This is a genomic window from Marinomonas phaeophyticola (assembly GCF_026966905.1).
In the GTDB taxonomy this organism is placed as follows: Bacteria; Pseudomonadota; Gammaproteobacteria; order Pseudomonadales; family Marinomonadaceae; genus Marinomonas; species Marinomonas phaeophyticola.
Window position 1 is genome coordinate 21058 of the sequence record NZ_JAPUBN010000016.1, and the last position, 13770, is coordinate 34827.

Genomic DNA, 13770 nt, shown 5'->3' on the forward strand with positions numbered 1-13770 from the left:
GAGGTTTACTGTTGCTGCTTTTTTTACTGACCATTTTTTAGACTTTTAGATGACAGCCGCTTATTCAATCTTGTGTTACCAACCATTTCAGGCCAATAAAAACCGTGAAAGATAACGATTCATCCCAACCCCACACTCCAATGATGCGCCAATATTTTGGCCTTAAATCGCAACATCCAACACAACTCTTATTTTATCGAATGGGGGATTTTTATGAGATTTTTTACGATGATGCTAAAAAGGCCGCACGTCTGTTAGATATTACGCTAACAAGTCGCGGCCATTCAGGAGGTAAACCTATCCCTATGGCAGGGATTCCTTTTCACGCCGCAGAGAATTACATCGCGAGACTCGTGAGAATGGGAGAGTCTGTCGTTGTCTGTGAACAAGTTGGCGACCCAGCCACCAGCAAAGGACCTGTAGATAGACAAGTAGCTCGTATAGTAACTCCTGGAACACTAAGTGATGAAGCGTTTCTAGAAGAAAGAAAAGAAAACCTGCTTCTGTCCTTGGCGCATGAAAACCGTAAAGGATCATCCGTTTTCGGCTTCTCCTATTTAGACATGGCCAGCGGTCGATTTTGTTTATTTGAAGTCGAAGGAGAGGAAGCATTAAGCAGCGAATTACAAAGATTAACTCCGACGGAAATACTGCTCTCAGAAGATTTTCCCTATACAAAATTGATCCAATTAGAGAAAGGGATAAGGGAGCTGGGTCCTTGGCACTTTGATTACGACTCAAGTTATCGCCAACTGATTCAACAATTTAATACTAAAGACCTATCTGGTTTTGGATGTGAAGAACTCAAGGCCGCCATTGCTTCTGCGGGAGCCTTACTACAATACGCAAAAGACACTCAAAGGTCTGAACTGCCTCATATTCGTACTATTACCGTAGAGCAAAGAGACAACTGTGTCTTAATTGATGGGGCTACACGTCGCAATCTTGAAATCGACATAAACCTAACAGGAAGTACAAGCAATACACTAACGTCCGTGTTAGACCGCTGCTCTACACCAATGGGTAGCCGCTTACTCAAACGTTGGCTACACCAACCGATTCGAGATATTGTTGAGATCACCCATCGCCAAGATGTTATTGAAGAACTCAAAACATCACAGCTTATTGAAGATTTTAAGCAAACGTTAAAGGACATAGGAGATCTTGAACGTATCCTATCTCGTATTGGTCTCAAATCAGCACGCCCAAGAGACCTTGTCCGGCTCGGTCTCGCCTTAAACGCACTACCCTCTTTAAAAAAACAATTAAGTGCCTTGTCTTCTCACCGTTTAATCGACATCAATACTCGTATCGAAGAACAGAATGCCATGGCCGCGGAATTAGAGACCGCGTTAGTTGATAACCCACCAGCCGTGATTCGAGATGGTGGTATTTTTGATAAAGGGTACGACAGCGAATTAGATGAATTAATGGCGCTTTCTTCAAACGCAACCGACTTTTTAGCGGAAATGGAGCGTTCAGAAAAAGAAAAAACAGGCATTAGCTCCTTAAAAGTAGGATTTAATCGTGTTCATGGCTATTACATTGAAATCAGCCGACTGCATTCAGAACAAGCGCCTGTAGAGTATATCCGTCGCCAGACATTAAAGAACGCGGAACGCTTTATCACTCCAAAACTCAAAGCCTTTGAAGATAAGGCGTTAAGCGCTAAATCAAAAGCCCTAGCAAGAGAAAAGCAACTATACGAAACACTATTAGATACACTCAATACTTTACTAAGCTCCTTGCAATCCACCAGCCAAGCACTGGCAGAATTAGATGTATTAGCCAATTTCGCTGAGCGAGCGAATAAGCTGAATTACGCAAGACCCACGTTAAATAATGACAATAAGATTGAGATTAAACAAGGTCGTCACCCTGTTGTTGAATCAGTAATTACAGAACCCTTTATTCCTAATGATCTGTATATGGATCAAAACCGTTCTTTATTAATGATTACAGGTCCTAACATGGGCGGTAAATCGACTTACATGAGACAAGTCGCCTTAATCACTCTTTTGGCCCATACAGGCTCTTTTGTACCTGCTGAAGCGACAACATTGACTTTAGTCGATCGGATTTTTACTCGTATGGGGTCCTCTGATGATTTAGCGGGAGGACGTTCAACCTTCATGGTTGAAATGACAGAAACAGCGAACATACTCAACAATGCTAGTGCCAACAGCTTAGTCTTGATGGATGAAGTTGGTAGAGGAACCAGCACCTTTGATGGTCTATCGCTTGCTTGGTCTGCCGTGGAATACTTGGCAAACCACATTCACTGCTATGTTTTATTCGCCACACACTATTTCGAACTCACTCAACTGGCCGATGAATTAAACAATGCCACTAATGTCCACCTCACCGCCACAGAGCATGAAGACTCAATTGTCTTTATGCACCAGGTTCATGAAGGACCAGCCAGCCAAAGTTATGGTCTTCAGGTAGCTCAGTTAGCAGGGGTTCCTAAAAAAGTCATTAATGAAGCTAAGCTTAAATTATCTGAATTAGAACAGCATAGCCAAAGCGCTCATGATGCTTTCGTAAAGGAAAGTACACCATCAATCAAATCCTCGTCAGGTAAAAAGCTCTCTCAGAAAAAAGCATTAATAGACAATCCTATACAAACTGATTTGTTTAGCAATTCTCGTAATGATGAGTTAGAGGATTCCTTAAAGGCAATTGATTTGAATACGATAACGCCTTTAGAGGCTTTAAATTTATTATATAAATTAAAAGAACTGGTTTGAACATGTATATAAGCTAGATCAATGAAGTATACATTAATTTTATATGCTTATTGTTCTTGCTGCGAAAGCGCCTAAACAACTAGAATATACAGTAATTAATCTTGCTGTTTTATAAAGGAGAAGTCTGATGGCTTTCATCGTTACTGACAATTGCATTCGTTGTAAATATACCGACTGCGTAGAAGTTTGCCCTGTAGATTGTTTTTATGAGGGCCCTAATTTTTTGGCCATCAACCCTGATGAGTGTATCGATTGCGCATTATGTGAACCAGAATGTCCTGCGAATGCAATATTTTCTGAAGATGAGCTACCAGAAGATCAAGAAGTGTTTGTTGAGCTAAACCAAGAACTCTCTTTGGTATGGCCAAACATTACCGAAAGAAAAGATCCACTTGCTGATGCAGCAAAATGGGATGGTGTTGAAGATAAACTAGAACACCTAGAGCGTTAATCAAAATGAAATGGGGGAGCCTACTCCCTCTTTCTTATACATAAAAATACAAAAAGGACGACCAAAGGTCGTCCTTTTTTATCGTCAACATTCCTGTAAACGACTCATCCGATGAGTATAAATTCCATTTTATGATCATCCATAATATCTAAACATCCAAGTACATGACTTAATCCGATAAGTCTTCCAATTCCGTTTGTATCATCCATGACATTACTAATCCGTTTTCAAGCAAGTCCTATCCTAAAAACATCCTGTTTTAAGTACATCATGTACTTCCTCAATCCGTAAGACTCCGTTTAGATGCATTCAGAATAACAGGCTTTTTAAACTATGCAAGAAAGAAGAAGGCAGACAAAATTAAAATAAAATTGTTTAAATTCAATTAGATAAGTTAATTTTACAGGGTTCAGAGAGAAAGTCGCACATAACAAACAACAATGACCTACATAGCTTGTAGGTAGTATCCTACAAAATCACATTAAACTCTTGAAAGAAAATCATCCACCCACTCAAGCGATTCAACATAAGTAGACTTTAAATCTTCAATTGAGACAGTACTTGTCACCTTATGGCCTTTACCAAACTGCTCTACCATATCCAGCACGTTGCCAACATTACCACTACGTTCAATGATCGCATTGATAAACTCACGAGGTAATGGGAGCTGTTTCAATACTTCAGGCAAGCTAATTCCCACACAAGCATCCATCATACTCAGCATCCCGGCTAAGAAGTATGTCTCATTGTGTTCATGCCCTAACTTTATTGATATTAACTCGGCATGTTTTGCTCGTAATAAAATAGCTTCTAACAAAACATGTCGATCCCCCACCAATTCAGACATCAGCAATAAATTAGTTAGTGATTTCAATTGATCAACACCAACTAATACAATCGCCAAGCGAACAGAGTCGACATTAGCGGACAACCCTGTGATAGGGGAATTGAGGAATTTCAATAATTTATGAACTAGCCCAATATCACGACTAACAATAGACTCTAATTCATTTACGTTGAGATTGTCGCCTTTCAACAGCTCTGCCATTAGCTGTAATAATGTCATACTGTTTACTTTAGTGGCTTTTTTAGTCACAATTTCTGGACGTTCAAAAAAATACCCTTGGTAATAATCGACACCTAGCACTTCACAAAAATTAAATTCTTCCCAGGTTTCGATTTTTTCAGCGACAATTTTGACATCAAATGTTTTTAAAGCCTCCATTTGCTGCATAAACTTATCCCGGCCTAATTCTTGTAAATCCAGTTTTATATAGGTTGCCAATTCAACAAATGGTAACAACTTAGCTTCATACTCAAAATCATCCAAGGCCAATTTATAACCGGCTTTCACCCATTTCCTTAAGGATGCCAATAACAAAGCATCGAAACCAGAGTTTTCCAGTACCTCAATAACAACTTGATTTTTATCTAATGGCACACCACTTGGGTTCAATAAATACGCTCGTGGGAAATTAATAAACGCTTTACTTTCACCAACCATATTGGTCATGCCAATTTCTAATAAACTCCCAGAGATCACCTGGGCCGTCGCACTAACGTCATCAAACAACTCTGCATCCAAGGCATCTAAGTCTCTTCTATATAATAGTTCGTAGCCCATTATAGTTTGTTTCGTTGTAAAAATAGGTTGTCGTGCTATCGTGACATTCATACTAGAACTCAATATTTGTAAATAAAATGCGTCATAACTTACTCTTTATGACAACGTTACTTATTAATGAAGTTAGAAACAACAAAAATTGCAATTGGGTGTTGAGAATAAACTTGATAACATAACAAAATTACAAAAGTAAAATCAATGTGGGGTTAGCAATGCCGATATATCGTTCAAAAACTACTACTTCAGGTCGAAATATGGCTGGTGCTCGTGCTTTATGGCGCGCAACAGGGATGACAGATGAAGATTTTCACAAGCCAATTATTGCTGTAGCGAACTCATTTACTCAATTCGTTCCAGGACATGTGCATTTAAAAGACATGGGGCAGCTTGTTGCCCGTGAAATTGAAGCCGCTGGTGGAGTGGCAAAAGAATTCAATACCATTGCTGTTGATGACGGTATTGCTATGGGACACGATGGTATGCTTTATAGCCTACCTTCCCGAGATTTAATCGCAGACTCAGTTGAATACATGGTAAATGCACATTGTGCCGATGCGCTAGTATGCATTTCAAACTGTGACAAAATCACGCCGGGAATGCTAATGGCAGCCCTTCGCCTCAACATTCCGGTTATTTTTGTCTCTGGTGGACCAATGGAAGCAGGTAAAACTAAGCTTTCTGAAAATAAGTTAGACCTTGTTGATGCCATGGTGATTGCCGCTGACTCAGAAGCGTCAGATGAAAAAGTAGCGGCCTATGAACGTTCTGCATGCCCTACATGCGGTTCTTGTTCAGGCATGTTTACTGCAAACTCTATGAACTGCTTAACCGAAGCGCTTGGTCTCAGTCTTCCAGGAAACGGAACGACATTAGCAACACACTCTGACCGCGAACGTCTGTTTAAAGAAGCTGGACACCGTATTGTTGATATTACAAAACGTTATTACGAGAATGATGAGCTGCATTTAGCACCACGTTCTATTGCCTCTTTTGAAGCATTCGAAAATGCGATGGCACTTGATATTGCAATGGGTGGTTCAACCAACACGATTCTTCACCTGCTAGCGATGGCTCAAGAAGCAGAAATTGATTTTACTTTAAAAGATATCGATCGACTTTCCCGTAAAATTCCGCAACTTTGTAAAGTCGCGCCGAACTCGCCAAAATATCACGTTGAAGATGTGCATCGTGCAGGCGGTATCTTCGGCTTATTGGGTGAACTCGATCGTGCAGGGCTATTAAACAGTCATGTACATACTGTCCACAGTGGTACTATGTCAGAAGCATTAGACAAATGGGATATCATGCGTAACCCAACGCCTGAAATTTTAGAATTTTTCCGTGCAGGCCCAGCAGGCATACCAACTCAAACAGCATTTAGTCAGTCTACTCGTTGGCCATCTGTTGATGGAGATCGCCAAGATGGCTGTATTCGTTCAATTGAAAATGCCTTTTCTCTTGAAGGTGGCTTAGCGGTTCTTTATGGAAATATTGCCTTAGACGGTTGTGTAGTGAAAAGCGCTGGAGTTGATGAGTCTTGCCTTGTTTTCGAAGGCCCTGCACATATCACTGAGTCTCAAGACGAAGCCGTAAGTAACGTCCTTGAAGATAAAGTGAAAGCGGGTGAAGTGGTCATTGTTCGCTACGAAGGCCCTAAAGGTGGCCCTGGTATGCAAGAAATGCTGTACCCTACGTCATACATTAAGTCTAAAGGTCTAGGCAAAGCCTGTGCTTTATTAACAGATGGTAGATTCTCTGGAGGGACTTCCGGTTTATCTATTGGCCATGTATCTCCTGAAGCGGCGTCTGGCGGAGCCATTGGCTTAATTGAGTCTGGCGATATCATTAGAATTGATATTCCGAACCGTACGATTAACGTTTTGCTTTCAGATGAAGAGCTGGCCGCTCGTCGCGTTATAATGGAAGAAAAAGGGGATCTTGCTTGGAAACCCGTAAAACATCGCCCAAGAAAAGTAACGACATCTCTGAAAGTCTATGCTCACTTTGCAACGAGTGCAGATAAAGGTGCCGTAAGAGACACGTCTTTACTAAAATAGCTTTTAAAAATTGAGCACCCAAAAAGCCGCCAAGAGACTATAATCACCTCGAAGCGGCTTTTTATTATTCACAAATGCTCTGTGTTCAAACTTCATATACCAAGGAATTCTATGCTGAGTTACCGCCATATTTACCATGCAGGCAATCATGCTGATATTTTAAAGCACATTATTGTGAGCCAAATCTGCCAACACTTCACTAAAAAAGAAGCACCTTTTTTCTATTTAGATACTCATGCAGGTATTGGTGAATACTCTCTAGAATCCGATCAAGCTCAGAAAAACAAAGAATTTGAGTCTGGTATTGCCAAACTCGTAGCCCAGAAAAACTTACCAGAGCCTGTTGCGAATTTCGTGAAATTAGTAAAATCGATGAACCCAAATGGTGCTTTACTCACCTATCCAGGCAGCCCAAAAGTGGTTGCGCATTACCAACGTCTAAAAGACAAAATGCATTTATGTGAACTGCATCCTAATGACTTTCCTATTCTAGCAAGCCTATTCCCACACAAGCGTAAAGCAAATGTTCAAAAAGGTGATGGGTTTGCGGCCGTTAAAGCCACGCTTCCCCCTCAAAAACGTGGTTTTGTATTAATGGACCCACCATACGAAGTCAAAAATGATTATCAGACGGTAGTGGATGCTCTTTGTGATGGACATAAACGTTTTTCGTCTGGAACCTATGCAATATGGTATCCTGTTCTTTCTCGTCAACAAGCTGACAGTTTAATTAACGCAGTGAAACATACGGGAATTAGAAATATACTATTGGTAGAGCTACTTATTCGTAATGCAAATGCAGATAAAGGCATGAACGGTAGTGGTATGATTATTGTAAATCCACCCTGGACACTTCAGGTGGAAGCAGAACAATATCTGCCGACATTAACAACACTTCTAGGTGAAGATGGTGAAGCTGGATTTCAAGTTCGTTGTATTACACCTGAATAACGATTAAATTTTGATAAGAAGAGGAGAGGTGATATGCAAAATGCAAACGATATATTCAAATCTGCGTTTGATTTTATGCCAACACCTGCGTTTATTATTGAACGTGTCAGTGGCAATATTGTAGGTTCAAATCAAGGGTTTAGAGCATTATTTGCAAATCAAATTGTACCTCCTCCGGAGCACTGGCTAGCGCTTAGCGCCTCCTCTTCTGAGCAAGATAATTGGAATTGGTTATCCAATGAAATAGACATGGGTAACATAGACCGTTGCCAAGAAAAAATTCAAATCGGCGATATCTCCATCACTTCTGAATTAGGGTTCCAATCCATTGATGATGAACATTATCTTACCTGCGTCTATAGTACCGATTACATGGACCTTTCATCCGCGGAAAACACCTTATTAAAATTTGCTCTTACTGAGTCTTCTACAGGTCTTTGGTTATGGGAAACAGAAGGTGACCTTGTCGTTTGCTCCGAATCCATTTCAATATTGCTCGGATGCCAACCAATTGACTCCCCACAGTCCACTGAAGAATGGCATAGACTTGTTCATCCTGATGATGTATTGCGATTAAAGAACCTAGTAACAGAACATGTTGCACAAAATGGCAATTATTACGAAGCTGAATATCGCATTTTAAAAGGCGATGGATCTTATATGTGGGTCAAAGAAAGAGGCCGCACCTACTCAAGAGACAGTAAAGGTAAAATAGCAAAAATCATTGGTTTTATGGAGGACATCAGTTCTCGTAAAGCCTTAGAAGAGCATTTACGAAATCAAGCAACATACGATGAACTAACAGGTCTTTTAAATCGTGATGCGGCTATTTCACACTTCAAAAAGCAGTTAGGGTTGGCAAAACGTCAGTATACTCCTCTTGTCATGGTTAAGATCAATATTGGGGCAGAAAACTGTTTAGAAGGATTATCTAATCAAGCTAAAAATGATGCCATACGTACGTCCAGCCAATATATTTACAATCATATTCGAGAAGCCGATGTGCTCGCTAGAGTAGAGCCTGAAAAACTATTGTTACTCTTACCAAATACGAGTGAGAAAGATGCTTTAAAATTCATTTCTAACATTGTCGAGCCCGAAACGAATCTCACTCTTGATCTGCCTGAAGGAGTAAAAAGAGAATTACAATTCTGTGCCGGAGTTGCCATATTCCCTGAAGATGGCGACACAATAGAAGAACTGGCAGAAAGTGCTAATTTGGCTGTCGAATCCTGTGCTATTTCGCACCTAAAGATTGCTCTCAATTAAGATTATTTTTAATACACACATCTGAAAACAACAATGCCACTAGCGATGGCTAACGGCATTGTTGTTTTTAGTCATTCAGATTCATGGGCAGCATATCAATTGTCCGCAGCTAACCTATCATAGACAACAAAACTGTAATTATAAGGGTTTGGCTCTTGAGCCGAAAAATCTTCTCGGGCAACTTCTTGGAATAACGACCAAGACACGTGAGGAAAAAATGCATCTCCCTCCACATTAGAGTGAACATGAGTGATATAGAGTCGATCCACCATAGGCAAAATGCTTTGATAGATTTGAGCGCCTCCTATCACCATAACTTCTTCATGGCCTTCAACAAAAGCGATGTTTTCACCTAGAGTAATGGCTTCCTCTAACGAGCTTACACAGTCTACACCGTCAAATTGCAAATTCTTCTGACGACTGATCACTATATTACGTCTACCAGGTAAGGGACGTCCAATAGATTCAAACGTCTTACGTCCCATGATGATAGGCTTCCCCATAGTAACGCGTTTAAAATATTGTAAATCATTTGGCAAGTGCCAAGGTAAGGCATTATTTCTTCCAATGACTCGATTTTCAGCCATCGCAACAATTAAAGACAACATAGTTTATCTCTTATATTTTTGTATTATTTAAATCGCAATAGGAGCCGAAATGTGACCTTGTGGCTCATAGCCAACCACTTCAAAATCTTCAAAACGATAATCAAAAATAGAATCAGGCTTACGTAAAATATTCAACTTAGGTAAGGCCGTAGGCGTTCTTTCAAGTTGTAATTTTGCTTGCTCTAAATGGTTCGCGTATAAATGACAATCACCGATGGAAATAACGATCTCCCCTGCCTCTAAATCACATTGTTGAGCTAACATATGAGTCAAAAAGGCCAGTGAAGCCGTATTATAAGGATTGCCCAAAAACAAATCATTGCTACGAATATAAAGAGAAGCACTCAGCTTCCCATTACAAACATAAAACTGATATAGCACATGACATGGAGGCAAAGCCATTAAACCTGCGGCCGCGTTCTCCCAAGGTTTTTTGGTCTCATCAGGTAAGCAAGCCACATTCCAACCATTAATGATATGTCGTCGACTTGAAGGATTCTTCTTCAATCCTTCAACCAATGTAGCCACTTGATCATAGGTCTTGCCATCTTCACCTTTCCATTGACGCCATTGCGCCCCATAAACAGGGCCCAGCTCGCCTTCTTGCGTTGCCCATTCATCCCAAATACTTACGCCATTTTCTTTCAAATAACGAATATTCGTGTCGCCACTTAAGAACCACAAAAGCTCATGTAGGATACTGCGTACATGCAACTTTTTGGTTGTTAATAATGGAAAACCAGCTTGCAAATCATAACGAACTTGACGACCGAAAACACTGTAAGTTCCTGTGCCAGTACGATCACCTTTAAACTGTCCATTGTCCAAAACATCTTGCAAGAGTTGTAGATAAGGAATCATAAAATTACCCAATACTCTGTATAAAAATGCCCGCAATTCTAGCATTTTTATCAATTACTAAGACATGCTTATTTATTAGAAGCCATGGCTTTATAGCTATACACAATCAATCCTATACCGCCTAAGACCATAGGTAAGGATAAAAGTTGACCTTGTGTTAGCCAGCCAAATGCTAAGTATCCAATATGGGCGTCCGGTTGGCGGAAGAATTCTACCACAATTCGAAACAGACCATAAAAGAGTAAAAATGCCCCTGAAACGCAGTATCTCGGCCTTTTCTTTTGAGAAAAAAGCCAAAGGATTGCAAAAAGAGCTACGCCCTCTAAAGCAAACTGATACAGCTGAGATGGGTGGCGTACTAATTGACTAGGATCATTAGGGAACACCATCCCCCAAGAGACATCCGTTGCTTTGCCCCAAAGTTCACCACCAATGAAATTACCAATGCGTCCAGCACCTAATCCAATAGGCACCAAAGGAGCAATGAAATCCGTCACATCAATAGGGTGCTTCTTATAGCGACGACCGAATAGCCACATGGCGACGATCACCCCTAACAATCCTCCATGGAAAGACATACCCCCTTCCCAGATACGAAATAAACTCAAAGGATCTCGTATTAATCCATCAAATTGATAGAAAAACACATAGCCGATCCGACCACCAAGAATAACGCCCATAGCGCCGTAAAAAATGACATCGCTGATTTGATCTTTTGTCCACGTCCCATTCGAATACTTAGCTTTGTAAGCCCCCAACAGGTAAGCTCCAGCGAAGCCAATTAGATACATTATTCCATACCAATGAACCGAAATGGGGCCAAGTGAAACCGCAACGGGATCAATATTTGGGTAATCAATCATTCTGTTTAACCTTTAAATAAAAAACGACTAGTGTTCAGATTGATTGCTCTTACTTGGTTTCACCAAGCGTTCAATATCCGCTTCTCTCATAAGACGTGTCATTGTTTGAGTAACGGCATCCGCATGCACCAACGTCATTACTTGCTCTAACATGTCATTTGCTTGTTCTACATTAATATTGCGTATCACAGCCTTTACTTTGGGTAAACTCGTGGAACTCATTGATAAGGTGTCATACCCCATCGCCATTAATAAGATCGCTCCCATCGGATCACCCGCCATTTCGCCACAAACACTTAAGCTAATGCCCTCATGTTTCACATCAATAACAATATTCAGTAATGCTCTTAATACGGCAGGGTGAAAAGGGCTGTATAAATCGGCCACTCGTGGATTATTACGGTCAACGGCCAGTAAATATTGGGTTAAATCATTGCTGCCCACAGACATAAAATCGACGATAGATGCCAAAGCCTTAACTTGATAAACAGCGGCCGGAACTTCGATCATCACACCTATCTGCGGCATTTGAACATCATAACCCTCTTCTTTGACTTCCATAAAAGAACGTCGGATCAAGGATTGAGCTTCTTCAACTTCAGCCACATTAGAAATCATAGGCAACATAATTTTCAAATTATGAAGTCCAGAACTGGCCTTAATCATAGCTCGGATTTGCCCAAGAAAAATTTCCGTATGATCCAGTGTGACACGAATACCACGCCAACCAAGAAATGGGTTTTCTTCTTTAATAGAAAAGTAAGGTAAGGCTTTGTCGCCACCAATATCCAAGGTCCTCATCGTTACAGGTGCCGGAGCAAAGCCCTCTAACTGCTTACGATAGATATACTCTTGTTCCTTTTCGGTTGGAAAGCGCTCTCGAACCATAAACGGCACTTCGGTCCGGTATAAACCGATACCTTCAGCTCCACGATCAAGAGAGAGACCAATATCAGCCGATAAGCCAGTATTAACAAATAAGGACATGCGATGGCCGTCTTTAGTCTCACAAGGCAAATCTTTTAATACCAGAAATTCTTCTTCCAATACTTTTTGCTCATCAACAACTTGCTGATAGCTTTCAATCATTCTCTCTGATGGATTGGTAAATATCTTCCCCGAATATCCATCTATGATCATGCTTTTTTTATCAAGCTGAGCATAAGGTAAATCCATTGCTCCCATTACCGTCGGTATTCCCATTGCTCTGGCTAGAATGGCCACATGAGAGTTACCTGATCCCCTGACAGACACCAAACCTTTAATTTTATCTAAAGGGATTTCACCCAGCATGGAAGCCGTTAGTTCTTCACCAATGACAATAGACGGCTCCGAAAAGCGATTCGCAGCACTTGGGGCACTTTCTTGTAGGTGTGAAAGAATTCGACTCCCTAGATCACGAATGTCGGTTGCTCTTTCTCGTAAATACGGGTCATCCATCATATTAAATTGAGCAATATGAGATAAAAATACCTGACGCAGCGCACCTTGAGCCCAATTACCTGCTTTAATTTTAGTTTCTATTTCAGAAGCGATCATGTTGTCATCAAGCATTCTTAAATAGACATCAAACAATTCTCTTTCGTCAGAAGAAAGGTGCTGACTAAGACGACTACTTGCTTGACGGATATCTTTTCGAGCACCTTCTAAGGCTTCCCGAAAATCGGCAATCTCTTTCTCAGGATCATCAGCCACTCTATCCGGTATGGCATTTAGGTCAGCAGGAGGATAAACCACAACCCCTGTTCCAATAGCGACACCGGAACTGCCAGGTATCCCTTTATAGCGTAAGTCAGAGTGCGTTATGTCCTGTGACTTATTAAAAACCGTCATAGCACCTGTCGCTTCAGCATGGGCAATAATACTTGCCAACTGAGCCGATAAGGTAATTAAGAAAGCCTCTTCACTTTCATCAAAGCGACGTTTTTCTTCATGCTGAACAACTAAAACACCGAGTACTTCTCGATGGTGAATAATTGGCACACCTAGAAAGGATTTATAACGTTCCTCACCTGTTCCTTTTAAAAAATGAAACGAAGGGTGCTTTTGTGCGTCTTCTAAGTTGACCGGCTCAGCCCGTCGTCCAACAAGACTGACCAATCCTTCGTCAGGCTTTAAACTGGCGCTACCTGCTACTTCAGCATTTAAGCCTCTTGTCGCCATTAATAAATATTCTTTGGAGTTTGGATCAACAAGGTAAACAGAACATACTTCCGCACGCATTGTTCGACGAACTCGACGAACAATGATATCCAGTGCGGCCGACAGAGATTCCGCCGCGGCTACTTCCTGAGTAATGCGTCTTAACAAACTTAGCATGGTTCTCCTTTTATTTA

At 40.9% G+C, this 13770-nt stretch carries 10 protein-coding genes; 5 read left to right on the forward strand and 5 right to left on the reverse strand.

Going from position 1 to position 13770, the window contains the following annotated elements; genetic code table 11:
• Nucleotides 1-140 precede the first annotated feature (140 nt).
• Both mutS and fdxA read left to right on the forward strand, forming a co-directional pair.
• Complete coding sequence (gene mutS / locus O1D97_RS10625; protein WP_269125624.1) at nt 141-2750, forward strand: DNA mismatch repair protein MutS; 2610 nt, start codon at nt 141-143, stop codon at nt 2748-2750.
• A 127-nt stretch (nt 2751-2877) separates the two neighbouring features.
• A complete protein-coding gene (gene fdxA / locus O1D97_RS10630) occupies nt 2878-3201 on the forward strand; it encodes a ferredoxin FdxA (protein WP_269125450.1) in 324 nt (107 codons plus the stop codon).
• A 481-nt stretch (nt 3202-3682) separates the two neighbouring features.
• Here the strand turns inward: fdxA and O1D97_RS10635 are convergent, their stop codons facing one another.
• Entirely contained in the window at nt 3683-4876 is a 1194-nt protein-coding gene (locus tag O1D97_RS10635) for an EAL and HDOD domain-containing protein (protein ID WP_269125452.1), read from the reverse strand.
• Between the two features lie 161 nt (nt 4877-5037).
• Between O1D97_RS10635 and ilvD the strand changes: the two genes are divergently transcribed.
• The 3 genes from ilvD (at nt 5038) to O1D97_RS10650 (ending at nt 9102) form a co-directional block, all read left to right on the forward strand.
• A complete protein-coding gene (gene ilvD / locus O1D97_RS10640; protein ID WP_269125454.1) occupies nt 5038-6882 on the forward strand; it encodes a dihydroxy-acid dehydratase in 1845 nt (614 codons plus the stop codon).
• A gap of 111 nt (nt 6883-6993) precedes the next feature.
• Nucleotides 6994-7833 (forward strand): 23S rRNA (adenine(2030)-N(6))-methyltransferase RlmJ, encoded by an 840-nt coding sequence (locus tag O1D97_RS10645; protein ID WP_269125456.1) that lies wholly within the window; start codon nt 6994-6996, stop codon nt 7831-7833.
• A gap of 33 nt (nt 7834-7866) precedes the next feature.
• Entirely contained in the window at nt 7867-9102 is a 1236-nt protein-coding gene (locus tag O1D97_RS10650; protein ID WP_269125458.1) for a PAS domain-containing protein, read from the forward strand.
• Between the two features lie 95 nt (nt 9103-9197).
• Here the strand turns inward: O1D97_RS10650 and folA are convergent, their stop codons facing one another.
• The 4 genes from folA to ptsP form a co-directional block, all read right to left on the reverse strand.
• On the reverse strand, nt 9198-9710 hold the full coding sequence (gene folA, locus O1D97_RS10655) for a type 3 dihydrofolate reductase (RefSeq protein ID WP_269125460.1): 513 nt from the start codon (nt 9708-9710) through the stop codon (nt 9198-9200).
• A 27-nt stretch (nt 9711-9737) separates the two neighbouring features.
• The gene (locus tag O1D97_RS10660; RefSeq protein WP_269125462.1) at nt 9738-10571 is read right to left on the reverse strand and encodes a thymidylate synthase; all 834 of its coding nucleotides are present in this window, start codon (nt 10569-10571) and stop codon (nt 9738-9740) included.
• Nucleotides 10572-10639: 68 nt separating this feature from the next.
• A complete protein-coding gene (gene lgt, locus O1D97_RS10665) occupies nt 10640-11434 on the reverse strand; it encodes a prolipoprotein diacylglyceryl transferase (protein WP_269125464.1) in 795 nt (264 codons plus the stop codon).
• A gap of 27 nt (nt 11435-11461) precedes the next feature.
• On the reverse strand, nt 11462-13753 hold the full coding sequence (gene ptsP / locus O1D97_RS10670; protein ID WP_269125466.1) for a phosphoenolpyruvate--protein phosphotransferase: 2292 nt from the start codon (nt 13751-13753) through the stop codon (nt 11462-11464).
• Nucleotides 13754-13770: the final 17 nt, after the last annotated feature.